The organism is Niallia sp. FSL R7-0271, assembly GCF_038005785.1.
Lineage (GTDB): Bacteria > Bacillota > Bacilli > Bacillales > Cytobacillaceae > Niallia.
In genome coordinates, this window is sequence record NZ_JBBOTZ010000001.1 from 193,578 (window position 1) to 212,997 (window position 19,420).

A 19,420-nucleotide genomic window follows, 5' to 3' on the forward strand; every position below is an offset into this window, starting at 1 on the left:
GCCTCTTTTGGATTTTGTAGTATGATAACGAAGGAGATTTTTTTCGTTAAAAGGAGTATTGTTATGAACAAAAACAATAAGACATTTCGGATTGTCCTATTAGGGATGCTTTCTGCTATCATCATTATTCAAACGACAATCCCGTTTTTAGGATATATCCCGATTGGACCGCTTAGCTTGACGATTATTCAAGTAACAGTCATTATTGCAGCGATTGTTCTTGGCCCGAGGGAAGGAGCAATAGTCGGCGGTATATGGGGAATCATTACCTTTATCAGGGCATTTGTTGCACCGACAAGTCCAATTGCCCCGATTGTATTTACGAATCCCCTTGTCTCTGTTCTGCCCCGAATATTAATAGGTGTTGTAGCAGCATATGTATTTCATAAGCTGCTCAAAGACAAGCTTAATGAAACAGTTAGAATGAGTGTAGCTGGTGTGCTTGGATCTTTAACAAATACTGTTTTAGTGCTGGGATTGATTTATTTATTTTACCGGGAACCGTATGCGAATTTTCTAGAAATGAATATGGATCAGCTTTTGCCTGCGCTATTGACCATAATAGCTACTAATGGGGTTACCGAAGCAATTCTTTCAGGTATATTAGCCCCGATTATTTCAAAACCATTATTAAGAATTAGAAAAAAATAGCAGCTTAGGCTGCTTTTTTTTACGCCGTTTGCTGACATAATAATCTTTTAAAACGGCACAATATAAGAGATTAATTTTGGAGGTGAGTTTTTTGACAACTGTTAAAGATATAATGACAACGGATGTAAAGGTATGTCAGCCCCATGATTCTCTTGTGGAAGCGGCAAAAATAATGCGTGATGTTAACGTTGGGATTGTTCCTGTATGTGAAGGAAAAAAGGTTATTGGCATGATTACTGACCGTGATATTGTTATCAATGCAATCGCTGATGGCAAAGACGGAAATACGGTTCACTGCCATGATGTGATGACAGCGGATGTAACTACATGTACGCCTGATACAGATGTTCATGAATGTGCAAACATCATGTCAGAGAATCAGATTCGCCGCCTGCCTGTAGTTGAGAACGGCGAACTTGTCGGAATATGCGCGATTGGTGACCTTGCAAGAATCAATATTCATATGGATGAAGCAGGGCAAGCTTTGAGCGATATATCTGAACCACTTCATTAATTCTGTAAGCAAAAAAACTCGCTTTTTAAAAAGTGGGTTTTTTTGGCATGGACTTGCTGCTTATTTTTTATATATGCATATGTTAAAATAAGGTTATCAAAAAATTGTAAATGTTAGATGATTTAATTCCGACTAAACAACTAGAAAAACTTGTTGACAATATAATCAATTGTGATAAAATTTAGAAAAAACATTGCTTATCCAGAGCGACAGAGGGAATTGGCCCTATGATGTCCAGCAACCTGCATTTGTAACCAAGAGCAAGGTGCTAAATCCAACAAAATGGTCTCCATTTTGAAAGATAAGGTAGTTATATTACCTTGTGTCTTTCCGAATTGGGAAGATTTTTTTATTGCTATGATCATCGGTAACAGTTTTTTGTTTGTAGGAGGGATTTGTTAATGGGGGAAAAAACAAATCAACTGGACAAAATAAAAGATCAGTTGGAAGAAATGTTGAAAAATATGAAATTTGGCTCCATTACCTTAATTGTTCAGGATGGAAAAGTCATTCAAATCGAAAAAAGCGAAAAGATTAGACTTGGAAAATAAATTGCTGACTAGAGAAACTAGAGGCAGTTTTAACACAGGAATTGTGTTAAAGCTGTCTTTTTTGCATGTAAAGCAATTTATGTGGAGAGGAGTAGGCAACTTGAGTGAACTATTAACTTATGAAAATCTTGATCGTTATACATTGCCAGCATTCCCGAGCGACACAGAAACAAAAGGAGCTTTGGAAGTACTGGAATGGGCATATGAGACATATGAAGAGGAAATTGTATATGCCTGCAGCTTTGGTATAGAAGGAATTGTACTTATCGACTTAATTTCAAAAGTGAAGGAAGACGCCAAAATCGTCTTTTTAGATACAGATGTGCATTTTAAAGAAACATATGAATTGATAGAAAAAGTGAAAAAAAAATATCCGCTACTGCAAATTGAAATGAAAAAACCAGAATTAACATTGGCAGAGCAAGCAGAACAGTATGGGGATGAGCTATGGACATCTAATCCAAATAAGTGCTGTGAAATTAGAAAAGTTATTCCATTAAATTCTGTTCTTTCAGGTTCAACTGCTTGGATATCTGGATTAAGAAGAGAACAGGGCGGAGCAAGGGCGAATACGGAATATATCAATCTAGACAATAAATTCAAAAGTATTAAAGTATGCCCGCTTATTCACTGGACTTGGAAGGATGTTTGGAGATACGCACACAAGAATCAGCTTGACTATAATGTCCTTCATGATAACGGCTATCCGAGCATTGGCTGCAGAACATGCACACAGCCTGCTTTCACAATGGAAGATATGCGCTCTGGAAGATGGTCTGGCAAAGGAAAAACAGAATGCGGGCTACATTTACAATAACTTAAAGGAAACTAAATGATGATGATAATTCTTGCAGGCATAATGTCTTTATTCTTTGCCATGAACATAGGCGCAAGTGGTGCTGCGGCAAGCCTTGGCGTTGCCTATGGTTCAGGTGCGATTCCAAGCAAAAGGCATGCCCTCCTTTTATGCGGTGTTGCGATTTTTTTAGGGGCCTTTTTAGGAGGCAGTGAAGTAGTTAAAACGATAGGGGAAGATCTCATTCCAAGCAGCTTGCTTAATGCAAAAATCGTGTTAATTATTCTGTCATCTGCCGCCATTTCCCTGTTTATCGCAAATTTAATGGGGATTCCGTTATCAACTAGTGAAATCACTGTTGGCAGCGTTGTTGGTGTTGGCGTAGCATATAAAAGCCTTTTTATTGGACATATTTTATGGATTGTATTCTTTTGGATTTTTATTCCCTTCGTTTCCTTTGGAATTGCTTTGGCAGCAGGGAAGCTAATCATGCGAGCTGAGAGGAAGTACACTTGGCTGAAAGCGAGCAAATCACAGCGTTACTTATCCGTTTTCGTAATTGTTGTTGGTTTTTTTGAAGCTTTTTCGGCAGGAATGAATAATGTAGCTAATGCTGTTGGTCCGATGGTTGGAGCCAATCTCATCTCGATGAGCAGCGGAATATTAATAGGCGGTTTGGCTATCAGTATTGGAGCTATTTTGCTGGGTGGAAGGGTATTGCAGACAAATGGGAAGAAAATCGTCCAATTCAGCAAGCTGGAAGGCGGAATTATTTCTGGTATCGGAGCAACCTTAGTTACAATTGCTTCCATTTTTGGACTTCCTGTGCCGTTGACTCAAGTAACAAGCACAGCGATTATTGGCATCGGTGTTGCGAAGAATGGTGTAGGACTTTTCAAAAAGCAGATGATTCATCGAATTATAAAGGTATGGATTGTTTCACCAGTCTTGTCTCTTGTTATTTCCTACTGTCTTGTACAACTATTTGTTAAAAATGATTTCTACAATGTCATTGTGCTGTCGAGTGTATGTATCGCCACATTAGGCATCTTAAGCCTCGTGAAATCAATCAAAGAAGATAATCGCTCTATATATGAGGACGGAGGCGGCATTTGATATATGCAAATCCGTTTCTATTAAATATAAATAATAATATAACTAGATGTTAAATTAGGAAGGATAGGTGCAAAGATTATGGCATTAAGCAAACCTCATGGAGGAACACTAATTAATTTATGGGAACCAAATTATGATGTGAGCGGCATTACACAAGAGCTTGAAATTGATGGCGTTGCGCTAAGTGATTTAGAATTAATCGGAAATGGAGCTTTCAGCCCACTAACTGGGTTTTTGACACAGAAAGACTATGAATCTGTTGTAGAGAACATGAGGCTTGCTTCAGGGCAAATTTGGAGTATTCCAATTACACTTCCTGTATCACAAGAGCAAGCAGACAAATTAGAAGTGAATGACATAGTGAAGCTTGTACATGACGGTGATGTGTATGGTGTGCTTACTGTTGAAGATAAATTTATACCAAATAAAGAAAAAGAAGCAGAAGCTGTTTACCGCACTGCAGATTTGGCTCATCCTGGAGTAAAGAAGGTTTTTGAAAGAGGAAATGTGTATATTGGTGGTTCTATTAAACTGCTGAAAAAATTAAAAAGAACTAAATTTGAAAGCTTCTACCTAGATCCTAAAGATACTAGAGAAGTGTTCCAAGAGAAGGGCTGGAAGACTGTTGTCGGTTTCCAAACTAGAAACCCTGTGCACCGTGCTCATGAATATATTCAGAAGACGGCTTTAGAAACAGTGGATGGATTATTCTTGAACCCGCTTGTTGGTGAAACAAAATCAGATGACATTCCTGCAGATGTACGAATGGAAAGCTACCAAGTACTATTGAAAAACTATTACCCAGAAGACCGTGTATATCTTGCTGTTTTCCCTGCTGCAATGCGTTATGCTGGACCGAGAGAAGCAGTATTCCATGCACTTGTAAGGAAAAACTACGGCTGCACACACTTTATTGTGGGACGAGATCATGCAGGTGTGGGCAATTATTATGGCACATATGATGCGCAAAGGATTTTTGATCAATTTGAATCAGAAGAACTTGGTATTAATCTGTTGTTCTTTGAACACAGCTTCTATTGCAAAAAGTGTGAAAACATGGCGTCTACAAAAACTTGCCCTCATGACAAGGAATATCATGAAATCTTATCTGGAACAAAGGTGCGCGAGCTTCTAAGAAATGGTGAAATTCCGCCAAGCACGTTCAGCCGCAAAGAAGTAGTGGAAGTGCTGATAAAAGGCTTGAAAAACCAAGAGATCCATTCATAATACAGGGGGAAAAGTAAATGAGCGGCAAAAGTACAAATATCACATGGCATGAACAAACTGTTTCAAAAGAACGCAGAAGAGAGAAAAATAAACATCACAGCTATGTATTGTGGTTTACTGGTCTTTCCGGTTCAGGAAAATCATCTGTAGCTAACGCAGTTGCAGAGAGGCTGTTCCAAGATGATACGCTCACATATGTGCTGGATGGTGATAATATCCGTTTCGGAATCAATAAAGATCTTGGCTTCTCTGAAGAAGACAGGAAGGAAAACATTCGCAGAATTGGCGAAGTCAGCAAGCTGTTTGTAGACAGTGGGCAAGTGGTGCTGACTGCCTTTATCTCTCCGTTCCGCAATGATCGAGAAGGAGTCAGAGAATTGCTGGAGGGCAATGAGTTTGTTGAAGTATATGTGAAATGTTCATTGGAAGCTTGTGAAGCTAGAGATCCTAAAGGTCTTTATGAGAAGGCAAGGCAAGGAATCATCAAGGACTTCACAGGAATCAGCTCTCCTTATGAAGAGCCGGTTAATCCGGAGATTGTGATTGACTCGGAAAAAAATTCCATTGAAGAATGTGTGGAGCAAATTGTTCAATTTTTGAAAGAAAAAGGCTATTATAGAAATATATAAATATAGAAAGAAAGGAATTATAGTGTCTCTAGTTTTGAGAGAATCCTATAATTCCTTTCTGTTAATATGCCAAAGCTTAGGATTATGCAGCAACAGAGGAAGGTGAAAGATGTGGGGAAAGTTTATTTGGTAGGAGCAGGGCCTGGAGATCCTGATTTAATTACTGTTAAAGGGCTGAATTGCATTAAAAATGCTGATGTTATCGTATATGACCGACTTGTTAACAAAGAGCTGCTGCATTACGCAAAGCCGAAGGCAGAATTGGTATATTGCGGAAAGCTGCCGCATCATCATGTAATGAAACAGGAATTGATTAATCAGACGCTCGTCAAGCATGCTAAAAGAGGAAAGATAGTGACAAGATTAAAAGGGGGAGACCCTTTTGTATTTGGCAGGGGCGGAGAAGAAGCAGAAGAATTGGCTAAAAATCAGATTCCGTTTGAAATTGTGCCAGGCATCACTGCGGGTATTGCTGCACCGAGCTATGCAGGAATCCCCGTTACACACAGAGATTATGGTTCATCCTTTGCTTTTGTAACAGGACATATGAAGAATGGGGAAGAAGACAGCATCAAGTGGGAGGCATTATGCCATATAGATACACTTGCCATCTATATGGGAGTTAAAAACTTACCGAATATCAGGGAGAAGCTGCTTTCCTATCAAAAAAGCGGGGATACTCCTGTTGCCTTGATTAATTGGGGAACTACGAGCAGCCAGCGAACGATTGTAACAACATTAGATAAAGCTGTAGAGGATGCGCAAAACGGGCAGATTGAAAATCCGTGCATGATTATTATCGGTGAGGTTGTCCGCATGCGTGAAAAAATTAAATGGTTTGAAAACTCATTTGAAGATTCATTGGCGAAAGAAGTGGTTTTATAATGAAAGCAGTTTTGTATATATGCCATGGCAGCAGGGTAAAGGAAGCGAGTGACCAGGCAATATCCTTTGTAAAGGAATGCATGAAAGAGAATGATTACCCCATTCAGGAGTATTGCTTTTTAGAGCTCTCAGAGCCAAGCATTGAGGAAGGCTTTAAGACATGTGTAGAAAAAGGCGCAACAACGATAATAGCTGTTCCTGTCTTGTTGCTGACAGCAGCTCATGCAAAGATTGATATTCCTGAAGTCCTCGACGAACTCGTTAAAGCATATCCAGACGTAGCATTACATTATGGACGCCCGATTGGTGTACATGAGAAGATGGCAGAGATTGTCATAGCTAAAATTAAACAGTCTGAATTGTATGTTAAAAACAAGTCACTTGTTCTGCTTGTTGGCAGGGGCAGCAGTGATCCGGATGTAAAGCGGGATTTACGGGAAATTAGTGACTTGGTAGAGCGGTCGCTGGACGGTGTTAAAGTGGAGGACTGTTATTTGACAGCAGCATCTCCTAGCTTTGAAGCTGCCCTTCAGGCTGCAAGCAACTCTCAGTACGAAAATATCATCGTCATTCCATATTTGCTGTTTACAGGTATACTGATGAACACGATGCGCAAGACAATCAACGGATTATCAAATTCAAATAAAAACTATGCGCTTTGCAACTACTTAGGATACCAGCCTGCTATTGCTAGTATTCTGAAGGATCGAATTGATGAAGCAGCTGGGGCTAAACTGTATGTTCCCATTAATGGTTAATATGCAGAATAAGAAATGTATCGTTGCAGGTGGAGGCAAGGTTGCCTTAAGGAAAGTAAAAGCACTAATTGCAGAAGGTGCAAACATTACAGTTATTAGTCCTGTACTATGTCCTGAGCTTGAGGAGCTCGAGCAAGCGGGAGCAATCGCTGCAGTTAGAAAAAAAGCAGCAGAAAGTGATTGTAAGGATGCTTTTTTTGTAGTTACAGCAACGAATGACGATAAAGCAAACCAAAGATTAGCGAACAGGTTGAAGCACCGTATGCTAGTTAATAATGCTAGCTCTGCTGATAATGGAAACTGTCATATACCGGCAAGTTTGCAAAGAGGCAGGCTTATCTTAAGTGTGTCGACAATGGGTGCAAGCCCAATCCTCGCAAGAAAAATCAAGGATGAATGGGCACAGGAATACCCTGATGGTTTGGAGGATTATTTCGATTTTTTATTTAATGCCCGGGAAATGATTAAAAGAGCTAATCTAAATTCTGTTGATAAGAAGGGCTTGTTAGAGGAGATAACGGACAATAAATACAAGCAATCTCCACAATTGAGAGATGATTTTTATAAGCTGCTCCAAAACTTCTAACGAGGAATGTTAGAGGTTTTTTTGTGAGAAAAAATGCCTGCTGATCTTTCCAGACAGCAGGCATTCGTTTTAATTTTTTGTTTTTACATATTCCATCACATACCGAACGTACTTGTCGTCCTTACACATCCAGGCTCCGTGATTTCTCTTTAAAAAGTTTTCTCCTTCTTGGAAGGAAGAAAAAGTTTCAGGCAGCTTTGTTTTCTTTTTGTTGATAACCCATTGCTGCTTGCCAGTCGGATATAGATAAAATATATCATCATGTTTATTCTCATAAAGTGTGCCTAATGGAGAATTCTTCTTATTATATTCATTCTTTTTAGGATCTTCCCTTAATGCTTCAAGCGGGAATGTATCTGTTACGAAGTTTTTATATGCTTCACTCGTCATTGTGCAGCCAGACGCTTTCACATGTCCGCCTCCACCATATGTACCGGCAACTTTGGAGACATCGACGTGGTCATGAATGGTTCGGAAACCGACCCTCTTGCCGCCAATATTAAGGATTGCTATATAATCGAGATGCGGGTATTCTTTGCCTAGCTCATTGCCTAGTTCTGAGTGGTATGATTCGGCATAAACAACACCTGCATAAAGACCGTCGATTTGTGTTTGAACAAGCTCCCGCCGTTTGCGGCGAATATATCGTTCAATTTTTTTCTCTTCCAAATCAAGAATTTGCTGCTCTACTTCATCAAAGAAGAAGTGGTTGTTATTCTCAAGACGCGCAACCATTTTTTCTACAAATTCGTCAAATGATATTAAATAGAAAAGTGCATTCAGCTTTTGGGCATCAAAGTTTTCATTCTTTTCCCAATCCCATGTATCGTACTGTCTGACAAGCTCTACAAACTCAAGCACACTGTCAGAGGGAGTGAGATGCCCGTTTTTAACAAGGTACTCATATAATAATGAAGTAGCACAGGTGGAAATTCCTTCTTCATCTTCTACTACTACATGTCCCCATTCAAAATCATTTAAATGTAAGGCTGTTTTATGATGATCTATCAGTTGGACCTTGCCGCCCTTCTTATAGTAATCATCCAACCTGATAGCATTCTCTTCACTTACAGAAAGGTCTGTAACGATAAGGAATGTATCCTCAGGCTTTTGGTCAAGGAATCTTTCTACCTCAAGATTCAGGCTGGAAACAGAATTATAGCGGATTTCCACATCTTCTCCAAAGGCAAGCTTTGCGATGATTCCACAGCCGACCCCATCAAGGTCATTATGCGACAATAATTTATACATTTTTTTCACCCCTGCCCAATAGTATAATCTAATATGGAAAAAATAGAACATGTTTCTTTTGAAAAGGACATATAAACGAGAAAGACCTAAGGTAATATGTACTTAGGTCTGACTCTTATGGACTTATTCAAAAGCAACAAAAACCTGGTAGCTGCCTATACGCAATTCAGTCATGCTTTCTGACACTGTGTAACGAATGCTATTTAAAAGGACACCTTTATTAATAAGATTCTCATACTCCTGTGCCAAGGAAATAAATTCTTTTGATCCGCCAAGCTTCAAAGTAATCCGCTGCTCGACAGGCAAATTCTTTTGTTTTCTCAAGTCTTGAACAGAGCGGATAAAATCCCTTACTAATCCTTCTTTTGCTAATTCGTCTGTGATGCTAGTATCTATTATAACAGTAAAGTTCCTGTTTGACGCCTCGCTGTAGCCTGACATAGATGCAGTTTTCTGGACAAGCACATCCTCTTTAAAGAGTTCAACCTGCTGTTCGTCTGCTGTGATGGTTAACTTTCCATCGTAAAGAAACTGTTCTATCTCTTCTTTTGTGAGATGGCCGAGAGCTTTATGAACGGGATTTGCCTTTTTACCGAGACGCTTGCCGGCATTTTTGAAGTCGAGCTTGAGGCTGTATTGTACATAGCCTTTACTTGACTCAGTCCAGTCTATCGTTTTTACATTCAGCTCACTTTTAATGATTTGGCTGAAAGATTGCAATGCCGAAGGCGGAGTGTCATTTGAGACTATAGCCATCATGGCAAGCGGCTGTTTCGTCTTGATTTGGCTTTGATGCCGTATGTTTCTTCCCAGTTCCACAATTTCTCTTACACCGCTCATTTTCCTTTCAAGCTCTATGTCGATGTTCGCTTCTTCACCAGCTGGGAAATCTTCTAAATGAACGCTTTTTCCAGTCAGCTTATAATGAATATCTTCAGCAGTAAAAGGTGTGAACGGTGCGAGCAGCTTAGAGATATGAACAAGCAGGCTGTAAAGAGTATGGTAAGCACACGCTTTATCCTCAGACATGCCTTCACTCCAAAACCGTTCTCTGTTTCTTCTGATATACCAATTACTTACGTCTTCTAAAAGAGTGCCAATATGTCTTGCTGCATTTGTCAGCTGGAAGCTTTCCATTTCTTTGCGGACTTGCGAGACAGTTGAAGCAAGCCGGGAAAGAGCCCATTTATCCATCAAGGTTAAGGAAAGACTAGCTGGCGTTGAATTCGGATCAAATCCATCGATATCAGCATACATTTTGTAGAAATGATGAAGACTTGTTAGAGTATCGACTAGCTTTGACTTAGCTTCCTGTACATTTTTGACAGAAAATCGCTTCTGGTTCCAAGGTGCGCTGTCCTCTATCAATGCCCATCTTAGCGAATCGGCGCCAAACTTGTGGATCAGCTCTACTGGGTCAAGGGCGTTGCCTTTGCTTTTTGACATTTTTTGTCCTGCCTCATCAAGAACGTGGCCAGTCGCCAGTACATTCTTATACGGCAGCTCGCCTTTATAAAGAGTGGAGACAGCCAATAAGGAGTAGAACCAGCCTCTTGTCTGGTCAATTCCCTCAACTATCACATCGGCTGGGAATTGCCTTTGCCATAACTCCTCATTCTCAAAAGGGGTATGATATTGGGCGAATGGCATAGACCCGCTATCGAACCAGACATCGATTACTTCAGGTGTGCGCACCATCATTGTGCTGCAGGAAGGACAAGGGAATGTCACCTCATCGACATATGGTTTATGAAGCTCAAGCTCAGCAAGATTGCTGCCGGTTAATGCTGCTAATTCTGCTATTGATTTGGGAGCCTCCTGATGGTTACAGGAAGGACATTCCCATACATTTAAAGGTGTACCCCAATAGCGGCTCCGGCTTATATTCCAATCTACCATTCCCTCAAGAAATTTCCCGAAACGCCCGTCCTTGATAGTGTCTGGATGCCAGTTTACCTGCTGGTTATTAAGTAGCATTGCCTCCTTGACAGCTGTTGTTCGGATGAACCAGCTCTCTAGTGCATAATAAAGCAGGGGAGAATCACAACGCCAGCAGTGCGGGTAAGAATGTTCATATCTTTCTTTATGGAACAATAGCCCTTTCTCATGAAGGAGCTTGATGATGTCGACATCACAATCCTTAACGAATCTGCCTGTCAAAGGTGTGACCGCTTCTGTATATTTGCCCTGTTCATCCACGACTTGAACAAAGGAAAGGTTATTTTCTTGTACAAGACGATAATCGTCCTCCCCATATGCTGGAGCAATATGAACAATGCCAGTTCCGCTGTCTGCAGTCACAAAGTCGCCATGAACAACATAATGGCCTTTTGCGACTTTGATAAAGGAGAATGGCGGTTCGTAACTGAGACCGAGCAATGCAGACCCCTTCACTGTCTCTAAGAGGACGCTGTCAGGAGACATTAATGTAGGAGCCAAATCCTTTGCTACGATATATACTTCGTCTCCAGTCTGTATTCGAACGTAGTCTAACTTTTCATTCACTGCAAGAGCAACGTTTGCAGGCAGTGTCCAAGGTGTTGTCGTCCAGCCGAGGATAAACTCATTGTCCTTATTCTTTAGTTTAAACCTTACAGTTGCGCTCAAGTCCTTTACATCTTTATAGCCTTGCGCGACCTCATGAGAGCTTAATGATGTCTGACAGCTCGGGCAGTAAGGGGAAACTCTGTGACCTTTATAAAGCAGGCCTTTTTCATGGATGGTTCCGAGTATGTGCCATACCGATTCAATATACTCATTGCTCATTGTCATATAAGGGTTCTCCATGTCGACCCAGTATCCTAGTTCCTTTGTAAAGTCTCTCCATTGCTTTTCATAGGAGAAGACGCTCGCCTTGCATTTTTGAATAAATGCCTCTACTCCATATTCTTCAATGGCCTGCTTTCCGGATATGCCAAGCTCTTTTTCCACACCAAGCTCTACAGGCAGACCGTGCGTGTCCCAGCCAGCCTTTCGGATTACCTGCTTGCCTGCCATTGTCTGGTAACGTGCTATGATGTCTTTGATTGTGCGCCCAAGAGCATGGCCAACATGGGGTAAGCCATTTGCAGTAGGCGGTCCCTCGTAGAAAACAAAGGATTCCTGATTTTTTCTTGCCTCAACTGATTTTTCAAAAATATGATTGTGCTCCCAAAGAGCAAGGATTCTTTTTTCTCTTTCTGCTTGTGTTTCTTGCTGGCTATTTTTCATGATAAAATCCTCCTTGGATTTAATAGTTACCAGAAAATACCGGAACATGACAGAGTCGGAGTAAACAAAAAACACTCGTCCCTATAAATAGGGACGAGTGTATATACCCGCGTTACCACCCAAATTCTGCTGCAAAAAGCAGTCAGCGCTTAGTCAACGTACTATCATACGCGTTCCTTTTTAACGGGGGAAATCCCGTCAAGGCTTACTTTAAATATTCAGCCTTGCATCTCAGAGATGATTTTTCCGTCAGAATCCCTTGCCGGCTTCCACCAGTTCCGGCTCGCTTATAAGTTCATGCATGACGTACTTGTTCTCTTCATCGATTTATAAGTTTCTGGAATGTTTTGTATATAATATCACTTATTATACCTTAATTCAAGGTAATTGATTCTTGATATTTTAGTATATGAGCGGTTTAGGATTTAGTTGCTTGCAAGTAATGAGAAATGGCTAGCAGGGGGAAGATTTTGCTGTAGCTATAATAATCAATATAGAATTGCCCAGGCAAACCTATACCTGTAGGGTAGGTGAGGCTGCGTTCATCCTTCATGCCCTTTAAGAGAAATTCTATCCCTTTTGTTACAGCCTTGCTTTTCCACTCTCCTGCAGCAATTAACGCGTCAAGTGCCCATGCTGTCTGGGAATCTGTACTAAAGGGAAGAGGGATATAATGGCGCTTTTCGCAGCTATGACAAGATTCACCCCAACCTCCATCCTCTCTTTGAATAGTTTTCAGCCATTTGATGCCTTTCTTTATGCTCTGGTCGCTTGCTGCTGTTCCGGTTGCCCTTAAACCAGTGATAGCAGCCCATGTTCCATATATATAACAGACACCCCAGCGGCCATACCAAGAACCATCTTTTTCTTGATTGTCTATTAGCCATCGCGCAGCTGACTTAATATGAGGGTGTTTCTGTTGAAGTTTGGCAAAACGACCTAAATATTCAAGTACTCTGCCCGTCAAATCTGTTGTAGACGGGTCAACAGCAGCGTCCTTTGCATTCTCAATAGGAACATGCTGAAGAATCTCCCAATCAGTGTTTTTTTCAAATGCACCCCAGCCTCCATCGCTGTTTTGCATGGAAAGGAGATAGTTAGTTCCGCGCTGCCAGGAGCTATGAACATTCGTATTTAGAAGAGCTGTTCTAGTTAAAGCTCGCAAAGCGGCCGATGTATCGTCATTGTCTGGATTGTTTGTATTAATATCTGAAAAGCCCCAGCCTCCAGGAGTTGTATCTGGATTATGGACTTTCCAGTCTCCCGCTGCTGTATGCTGTTTTTTAAGGAGATAGTTAACAGACTTCCTAATAACAGGACTGTCAGGCAAGCAGCCTGCTTCTTGGAGACTGTAGCTTGTTAATGCTGTGTCCCAGACGGTGCTTGTTGAGTTTTCCAAGTGGGCGTTTTCTCCTTTTTTGTCAATCAGGGAGGATAATCCTGATATTGCCTTTTTAATAACCGGCGAATCCTTGCGATAGCCAATGGAAAGCAGGCCGTAAATCATAAAAAAAGTTGCACTAGCATAGCTGTAAAGTGTACCATCCTCTTCAAGCCGATCAAGTATATATTTTTCCGCATAATAATATCCGAGCTGATGGAGGTAAGCAGGCCATCTTCCAATTTGTTTTATTTCTTTCCAAACAAATGACAGTGGTGATCTTTCAGCCTCCAAATGAGCAATCGGGTTGAACATTTCCTCGCTTCTTCCGTACAGGTCGCTTAAATCAGGCTTGTTTTTAGTGTGGACGGCAAATTTTTTATTGGATGCAAGCAGCATAGGGATGAAATGAATGCGAGCATAGGCACTGAACTGAAAGAAATTAACAGGCTGGTAGGAAGGCAAAAGTAAAAAGGTCATTGGAACATAAACCATTCGGGACCATGGATACAGTCCGTTGGCAGAGAGCATCCATCTAATCATAAAATGGGCTTTGGAAATCCCTCCGTTTTGAACAATAAAGGACTTTGCCTTTATCATATTGTCGTCTGTCTGCTTAGCGTAACCAGAGTATAAAAGGGCCGTATACGCAATGATTGTCGCAGATAAATGCCCATTCGGTGCATCTATGTATGCTTTCCAATAGCCTTCTTTATGCTGGGAATTTTTTAAGGATGTGGCAAGAAGTTTAATATTATCTTCCTCCGTACTAATTTCCAACGCTCTGCATGTAATGATAAAGAAAGCATCTGTCATTAAACTGCCTTGAAAGCGAAAGCGGAAAGACCCGTCGCTATGCTGTAGCTTTACAAACTCATCAATTCTGTGTTTTTTTTCGTTTTCAATATCTGCTATTTTCAAGTTAATCACCTCAAATCTTGATTATCTATACATAAGGTATGCATCTCATCCCCAGTATCGTGAATACAAAGGCAAAAAGAATAGATGAAAGCAGTTTCTAGACAAAGGAATCGAGGTATAGGAAAAGAAAATACGAAGTTAGAAAGTAGGGAATTGTATGGTACATCATTTAAAGCTTGCAGTAGATGCAAATGCTGCCTTAGGAGAGGGACCGTTTTGGGATCACAAGGAAAATGTGCTTTATTGGGTTGATATTAATAACAAAAAAATCTGCATGTATAATCCAGCTGACAATGAAAATAAGGAATTAGAGCTTCCTGAGAAGGTCAGTGCTGTCATTCCGGCGAACAGCGGAAAGGGAGCAATAGCTGCTTTGGAAAATGGCTTTCATTATGTCGATCTTACAAACGGTGAGATTCAACCGATTTTTGATCCAGAAGAGCATTTGTCTAATAACAGGTTTAATGATGGGAAATGTGACGCACAAGGTCGATTTTGGGCAGGTACGATGAGCACAAAGGACGAGATGGAGCAAGGCGCGTTATATTGTTTGGATAAGGATGGCACGATTACAAAAAAGCTTGATAAGTTAAGCATATCTAATGGATTGGCTTGGTCATTGGATAACAAGTACCTATACTTGATTGATACCCCTGTGCAAAAGGTATACCGATTCGATTATGAAGTTCATTCAGGCAATATTGACAATAGCGTGGCTATTATTGATTTTTCAAATGAAGAAGGGTTTCCTGATGGTATGACAATAGATGAAGAGGGGATGCTGTGGATTGCTCATTGGGGTGGCGCGCGTGTATCAAGGTGGAATCCTCATAGTGGCGAAAAAATAGATGAAATTAAAGTGCCAGCCCAAAACGTTACCTCCTGTGTATTTGGAGGAGAAGAATTAAATGAGCTTTATATTACTACAGCTCAAGAAGGAATGACTTCAGAGGAATTGGAAAAATACCCGCTGTCAGGGGCACTTTTCACATGCAAAATGGACATAAAAGGTCTGCCTGGTAATTATTACGGCGGATAATGAAAAAGATTCATGGCAATTGCCATGAATCTTTTTAATGACCTGAAGGATTAGCATCAGGGTTTTGGAAAATGGCCAGCTTATCGACGAGTTTCTTACTGGCCGAATCAAGGCCGTTAATGCTGACTGTATTATTATTTTCTTTAAGTTTAAGGACTACTTTATCAATTGCTCCTACAGCAGAATCATCCCAAACACGAGCTGAAGAGAAATCAATGGAAATTTGCTTGTTCTGCTCAGATGTATCGAATGCTGCAATAAAGCTGTCAACAGAAGCAAAAAATAATTGTCCTTGCACAAAATATTTATACTCTTTTTCTGTTTGCTCTTTGTTTATTTTCAGATGAGATATTTTTGCAGCAAAGAACACCGCGCTCAAGATAACACCTGCAATTACTCCTTTTGACAAGTCATGTGTTGCAACGACTATAACTACTGTAACAACCATAACAATTGCGTCTGTTCGAGGAGCTCTTACTACATATTTAAAGGAAGACCAGTCAAATGTACCGATGCAGACCATAATCATAATGCCAACAAGTACAGGCATTGGTATTTGGACAACTAGATCTCCCAGCACAATAATCAAGAACATTAAAAATGCACCAGCAACAAAGGTCGAAAGTCTGCCCCTGCCTCCTGATCTTACGTTGATTCCAGACTGTCCAATCATAGCGCAGCCAGCCATACCGCCAAAAAAGCCAGTGATAAAATTGGCAATTCCTTGTCCTCTAGCTTCTCTGTTCTTATCGCTGTCTGTATCTGTTGCATCATCTAGAATGCTTGCAGTAAGAAGTGATTCTAGTAAACCTACAATCGCCATAGCGATACTGAATGGAAAAATAATAGCTAAAGTTTCAAATGAAAATGGTACATCCGGAATCAAGAAGGACGGCAAGGTTTGCGTAATATTTCCTAAATCGCCAACTGTTTCAACATGGATATGACCAAAAATTGCTACTGCTGTCAAAACGATGATTGCAATTAACGGTGCCGGCACTGCCTTGACATATCGAGGCAATATATAAACGATTAATAATGTTATGCCGACAAAAAGATAAGTCATATTAGAGATCCCAATAAAATGAGGAACTTGTGCCATAAAAATTAGGATGGCAAGGGAATTAACAAATCCAATCATAACCGCTCTCGGAATGAATTTCATCAGCTTAGCAATTTTAAATACTCCAAAAAGCACCTGAAATACTCCTGTCAAAATAGTTGCTGCAAAGAGGTACTGCAGACCGTAATCCCTTACTAGCGGTCCCATCAGCAATGCCATTGCCCCTGTTGCTGCGGAAATCATCGCAGGTCTACCGCCTGCAAAGGAGATGATGATTGCAATACAGAAGGAAGCATACAACCCTACCATCGGGTCGACTCCTGCAATAATCGAGAAAGCGATTGCCTCAGGAATAAGGGCCAATGCAACGACGATGCCTGAAAGAATATCAGCTCGTACATTGAAGAACCACTCTCGTTTTATTTTTTCTATCAAAATGTTCACCTCAATTTTTTATCGCAGTAGTTCAATAAGGAGAAGTGTAACAGAATTATTCCCAAAAGGGAATATATATTGGGAAGTTTTTTTACAAAACTCATTTTCCTATCTATAATGGTTAGTAGCAGAAATGACAAGGGAGCGAAAAAGATGATAATAGGTTATATGAGGCCATCTCAGGAAGATGAAGATTGTCAGCAGCAGGAGCAAATGCTTAAGGACATCTGCGGTAGTATAGTCCGGGAGGAGCATTCATCTGCTAAAAAAAGAGCGGTTCTTACTCAGATGCTGGAGCAAATAAATGAAGGGGACAAGATTGTTGTATCCAGATTATTTACGCTAGCTGATTCTAGCAGGCATCTATTTGAGCTGCTGGAAATACTAGAACAAAAAGGTGTCTACCTGCAAGCAATATATGAGGAAATTGACACAGAAGCAAAGAAGGAATACTCCCTAAGGAAAATGGTCGGCTATTTAGTGGAATTTCAAAATGAAATTATCAGTGAACGGACAAAAAAAGGAATGGAATATGCAAAACAAAAAGGCATCTCCACAGGACGGCCAAGAAAAGCAGATGAAAATGTAAAAAAGGCCATCAAAATGTATCAAAGCAAAAAATATAGTCTAAAGGAAATAAAAGAATCTACAGGCATAAGTAAATCAACTCTATACCGCTATCTAGAAAATTAGTGCGAAGAAGGGAGCTTGATGTATGAGGAAAGTGGAAGTGTGCCCATACAGCAATGAGTGGCGTGTTTTATTTGAAACAGAGAAAAAACTTCTTCAGCATATATTTGAAGCAGAGTTGCTGGAAATCCACCATATAGGGAGCACAAGCATACGAGGTATGAAAGCTAAACCAATCATTGACATTATGCCCATTGTAATAAATATACATAATATTGACAGCTATAATGGGAAAATGATTGAAATCGGCTATGAAGCAAAGGGAGAAAACGGAATTTCTGGCAGGCGATATTTTCAAAAAGGCGGCGATGAAAGGACACATCATGTTCATATTTATGAAGCTGGCAGTCCAGAGATTTTCCGTCATCTAGCATTTAGGGATTTTTTGCGTGCTAACAAGGAGGAAGCCGAGAAGTACGGTGATTTAAAAGAAAAACTCTCCCAAAAATATCCTGCTGATATACAGGCATATATAAACGGCAAACATGATGCCGCAGCATCTTTGGAACAAAAGGCTTTAAAATGGGCTAACCTCAGAAAATCAAACCTCCATTTCCAGTAACAATTTTATTCGTTAGGCACAAATTCCTCACAAGTATTTATCTGACAATTGCTGATAAAAACAAATAAAAAGGAGAATATAAGGAATATCAACATTCGTGGGAGGATCATCATGCCAGAACAGAATATTGAGCTTACTTCAACAGAGATTGCTTCGTTATGGACTTCTTATATGAATAACACCATGTCCAAGTGTGTGCTTAGCCATATGAGTAACTCCATAACCGATCAAACGATTGCAGATGCGATAGACAAAGCACTTGTTATCTCTGTCAAGGAGGTAGAGAAGCTTGAACAAATCTTTCAGGAAGAAAATTTTGCACAGCCGTATGGGTTTACAGACAAAGATGTGAATTTAGCAGCTCCTGCTTTGTTTACGGACACTTTCTCCCTTCAATATATTAATCATATGGCAAAAGCAGGTATGCTTGCATACAGCGGATTCACTGCAATGAGTTTTCGGGAAGATATCATCCAGCACTTTACAACAACCTTAAGCGAAACTGCCAAGCTTTATAACCAAACGAATAATGCATTAAAGGAAAAAGGGATGCTGGTTCGCTCACCTTACATAATCCCGCCTTCAGAAAATGATTATATTGACAGTAACAGCTACTTAAGCGGTTTGAATCTTTTTCATAAAAAACGCCCTTTGAATGCCATTGAGATTTCACATTTGTTTCTGAATACCCAAACGAATAATATCGGTTATAAAATCAGCCTTGCATTCGGACAAACATCTAATGACAAAGATGTTCAGGATTATATGATGCGAGGAAAGGATATCTCGCAAAAACATGTGAAAATCTTTGCTGATACGTTAATTGAGGGGAATATACAGAGTCCTATGTCTTCCGATATTGGGATTACGGAGTCCACAAACAAGACATTTTCTGATAAGTTAATGATGTTTCATATGTCTCTACTAAGTGCTTCTGGAATCGGTAACTATGCAGCAGCAGCTGGCGCCAGCCAAAGGAGCGATCTTGCCGTTAATTATGAGCGGCTTTCCTTTGAAATAGCACAGTATGCAAAAGCAGGAGCAAATATCATGATTAAAAACGCTTGGCTGGAGCAGCCTCCAGCAACAGCTGATCGTGAAAACCTCATTAAAAACAAAAAATCAGAACAGAGATGAAGGATAGAAGACAGAGCT

18 protein-coding genes, 1 riboswitch and 1 other annotated feature are annotated in these 19,420 nt (G+C 40.3%); of the genes, 14 read left to right on the top strand and 4 right to left on the bottom strand.

What is annotated here, in order from left to right:
* Positions 1-63: 63 nt before the first annotated feature.
* From MKX82_RS01090 to MKX82_RS01135, 10 genes are all read left to right on the top strand, one after another.
* Positions 64-651 (top strand): ECF transporter S component, encoded by a 588-nt coding sequence (locus tag MKX82_RS01090; protein WP_251646676.1) that lies wholly within the window; start codon positions 64-66, stop codon positions 649-651.
* Between the two features lie 91 nt (positions 652-742).
* Positions 743-1,165: a CBS domain-containing protein gene (locus MKX82_RS01095; RefSeq protein WP_233316827.1), complete on the top strand. Its 423-nt coding sequence runs from the start codon at positions 743-745 to the stop codon at positions 1,163-1,165.
* 194 nt (positions 1,166-1,359) lie between these two features.
* A riboswitch (SAM riboswitch) is annotated at positions 1,360-1,473 on the top strand.
* 93 nt (positions 1,474-1,566) lie between these two features.
* The gene (locus tag MKX82_RS01100) at positions 1,567-1,716 is read left to right on the top strand and encodes a YezD family protein (protein ID WP_233316828.1); all 150 of its coding nucleotides are present in this window, start codon (positions 1,567-1,569) and stop codon (positions 1,714-1,716) included.
* A gap of 79 nt (positions 1,717-1,795) precedes the next feature.
* Positions 1,796-2,533 carry a phosphoadenylyl-sulfate reductase gene (locus MKX82_RS01105; RefSeq protein WP_341079341.1) on the top strand — a complete coding sequence of 246 codons (738 nt, stop codon included), beginning with the start codon at positions 1,796-1,798 and terminating at the stop codon, positions 2,531-2,533.
* An 18-nt stretch (positions 2,534-2,551) separates the two neighbouring features.
* Positions 2,552-3,628, top strand: coding sequence for an inorganic phosphate transporter (locus tag MKX82_RS01110; protein WP_396953819.1), 1,077 nt, complete (start codon positions 2,552-2,554; stop codon positions 3,626-3,628).
* Positions 3,629-3,706: 78 nt separating this feature from the next.
* Positions 3,707-4,855 carry a sulfate adenylyltransferase gene (gene sat, locus MKX82_RS01115; protein ID WP_341074558.1) on the top strand — a complete coding sequence of 383 codons (1,149 nt, stop codon included), beginning with the start codon at positions 3,707-3,709 and terminating at the stop codon, positions 4,853-4,855.
* 17 nt (positions 4,856-4,872) lie between these two features.
* Entirely contained in the window at positions 4,873-5,484 is a 612-nt protein-coding gene (gene cysC, locus MKX82_RS01120; protein WP_233316831.1) for an adenylyl-sulfate kinase, read from the top strand.
* Positions 5,485-5,595: 111 nt separating this feature from the next.
* Positions 5,596-6,369 (top strand): uroporphyrinogen-III C-methyltransferase, encoded by a 774-nt coding sequence (cobA, locus tag MKX82_RS01125; RefSeq protein ID WP_251646674.1) that lies wholly within the window; start codon positions 5,596-5,598, stop codon positions 6,367-6,369.
* Positions 6,369-7,127, top strand: coding sequence for a sirohydrochlorin chelatase (locus MKX82_RS01130; RefSeq protein WP_341074560.1), 759 nt, complete (start codon positions 6,369-6,371; stop codon positions 7,125-7,127). The genes cobA and MKX82_RS01130 overlap by 1 nt, the downstream gene beginning before the upstream one ends.
* A complete protein-coding gene (locus MKX82_RS01135) occupies positions 7,120-7,713 on the top strand; it encodes an NAD(P)-dependent oxidoreductase (protein ID WP_237940553.1) in 594 nt (197 codons plus the stop codon). Before MKX82_RS01130 ends, MKX82_RS01135 begins: the two co-directional genes overlap by 8 nt.
* 69 nt (positions 7,714-7,782) lie before the next feature.
* Here the strand turns inward: MKX82_RS01135 and MKX82_RS01140 are convergent, their stop codons facing one another.
* From MKX82_RS01140 to MKX82_RS01150, 3 genes are all read right to left on the bottom strand, one after another.
* A complete protein-coding gene (locus tag MKX82_RS01140) occupies positions 7,783-8,964 on the bottom strand; it encodes a DHH family phosphoesterase (RefSeq protein WP_233316835.1) in 1,182 nt (393 codons plus the stop codon).
* 123 nt (positions 8,965-9,087) lie between these two features.
* Positions 9,088-12,177, bottom strand: coding sequence for an isoleucine--tRNA ligase (gene ileS, locus MKX82_RS01145; RefSeq protein WP_445738836.1), 3,090 nt, complete (start codon positions 12,175-12,177; stop codon positions 9,088-9,090).
* Positions 12,178-12,260: 83 nt separating this feature from the next.
* Positions 12,261-12,506 (bottom strand) — a binding site (T-box leader).
* Positions 12,507-12,592: 86 nt separating this feature from the next.
* Entirely contained in the window at positions 12,593-14,485 is a 1,893-nt protein-coding gene (locus tag MKX82_RS01150) for a terpene cyclase/mutase family protein (RefSeq protein ID WP_445738822.1), read from the bottom strand.
* A gap of 148 nt (positions 14,486-14,633) precedes the next feature.
* Here MKX82_RS01150 and MKX82_RS01155 point away from each other — a divergent pair, with 148 nt between their 5' ends.
* On the top strand, positions 14,634-15,515 hold the full coding sequence (locus MKX82_RS01155) for an SMP-30/gluconolactonase/LRE family protein (protein WP_341074566.1): 882 nt from the start codon (positions 14,634-14,636) through the stop codon (positions 15,513-15,515).
* 34 nt (positions 15,516-15,549) lie between these two features.
* On the opposite strand, the gene MKX82_RS01160 is transcribed toward MKX82_RS01155, so the two are convergent.
* Positions 15,550-17,013: a SulP family inorganic anion transporter gene (locus MKX82_RS01160; protein ID WP_341074568.1), complete on the bottom strand. Its 1,464-nt coding sequence runs from the start codon at positions 17,011-17,013 to the stop codon at positions 15,550-15,552.
* A 153-nt stretch (positions 17,014-17,166) separates the two neighbouring features.
* Here MKX82_RS01160 and MKX82_RS01165 point away from each other — a divergent pair, with 153 nt between their 5' ends.
* The 3 genes from MKX82_RS01165 to MKX82_RS01175 all read left to right on the top strand — a co-directional run bounded on the left by MKX82_RS01165 (position 17,167) and on the right by MKX82_RS01175 (position 19,402).
* Positions 17,167-17,706: a recombinase family protein gene (locus tag MKX82_RS01165; protein WP_233316840.1), complete on the top strand. Its 540-nt coding sequence runs from the start codon at positions 17,167-17,169 to the stop codon at positions 17,704-17,706.
* A 22-nt stretch (positions 17,707-17,728) separates the two neighbouring features.
* Entirely contained in the window at positions 17,729-18,265 is a 537-nt protein-coding gene (locus MKX82_RS01170; RefSeq protein ID WP_233316841.1) for a GrpB family protein, read from the top strand.
* A 111-nt stretch (positions 18,266-18,376) separates the two neighbouring features.
* A complete protein-coding gene (locus MKX82_RS01175) occupies positions 18,377-19,402 on the top strand; it encodes a DUF3231 family protein (RefSeq protein WP_233316842.1) in 1,026 nt (341 codons plus the stop codon).
* The last annotated feature ends 18 nt before the right edge of the window (positions 19,403-19,420 follow it).

Excerpts from the sequence above, each read along its gene's own strand:
- sat (WP_341074558.1), top strand. The coding sequence starts at position 3,707 with ATGGCATTAAGCAAACCTCATGGAGGAACACTAATTAATTTATGGGAA.
- MKX82_RS01165 (WP_233316840.1), top strand. The coding sequence starts at position 17,167 with ATGATAATAGGTTATATGAGGCCATCTCAGGAAGATGAAGATTGTCAG.
- MKX82_RS01105 (WP_341079341.1), top strand. The coding sequence starts at position 1,796 with ATGTGGAGAGGAGTAGGCAACTTGAGTGAACTATTAACTTATGAAAAT.
- MKX82_RS01090 (WP_251646676.1), top strand. The coding sequence starts at position 64 with ATGAACAAAAACAATAAGACATTTCGGATTGTCCTATTAGGGATGCTT.
- cysC (WP_233316831.1), top strand. The coding sequence starts at position 4,873 with ATGAGCGGCAAAAGTACAAATATCACATGGCATGAACAAACTGTTTCA.
- MKX82_RS01170 (WP_233316841.1), top strand. The coding sequence starts at position 17,729 with ATGAGGAAAGTGGAAGTGTGCCCATACAGCAATGAGTGGCGTGTTTTA.
- MKX82_RS01140 (WP_233316835.1), bottom strand. The coding sequence starts at position 8,964 with ATGTATAAATTATTGTCGCATAATGACCTTGATGGGGTCGGCTGTGGA.
- MKX82_RS01175 (WP_233316842.1), top strand. The coding sequence starts at position 18,377 with ATGCCAGAACAGAATATTGAGCTTACTTCAACAGAGATTGCTTCGTTA.
- MKX82_RS01110 (WP_396953819.1), top strand. The coding sequence starts at position 2,552 with ATGATGATAATTCTTGCAGGCATAATGTCTTTATTCTTTGCCATGAAC.
- MKX82_RS01100 (WP_233316828.1), top strand. The coding sequence starts at position 1,567 with ATGGGGGAAAAAACAAATCAACTGGACAAAATAAAAGATCAGTTGGAA.
- MKX82_RS01135 (WP_237940553.1), top strand. The coding sequence starts at position 7,120 with ATGGTTAATATGCAGAATAAGAAATGTATCGTTGCAGGTGGAGGCAAG.
- MKX82_RS01155 (WP_341074566.1), top strand. The coding sequence starts at position 14,634 with ATGGTACATCATTTAAAGCTTGCAGTAGATGCAAATGCTGCCTTAGGA.
- MKX82_RS01130 (WP_341074560.1), top strand. The coding sequence starts at position 6,369 with ATGAAAGCAGTTTTGTATATATGCCATGGCAGCAGGGTAAAGGAAGCG.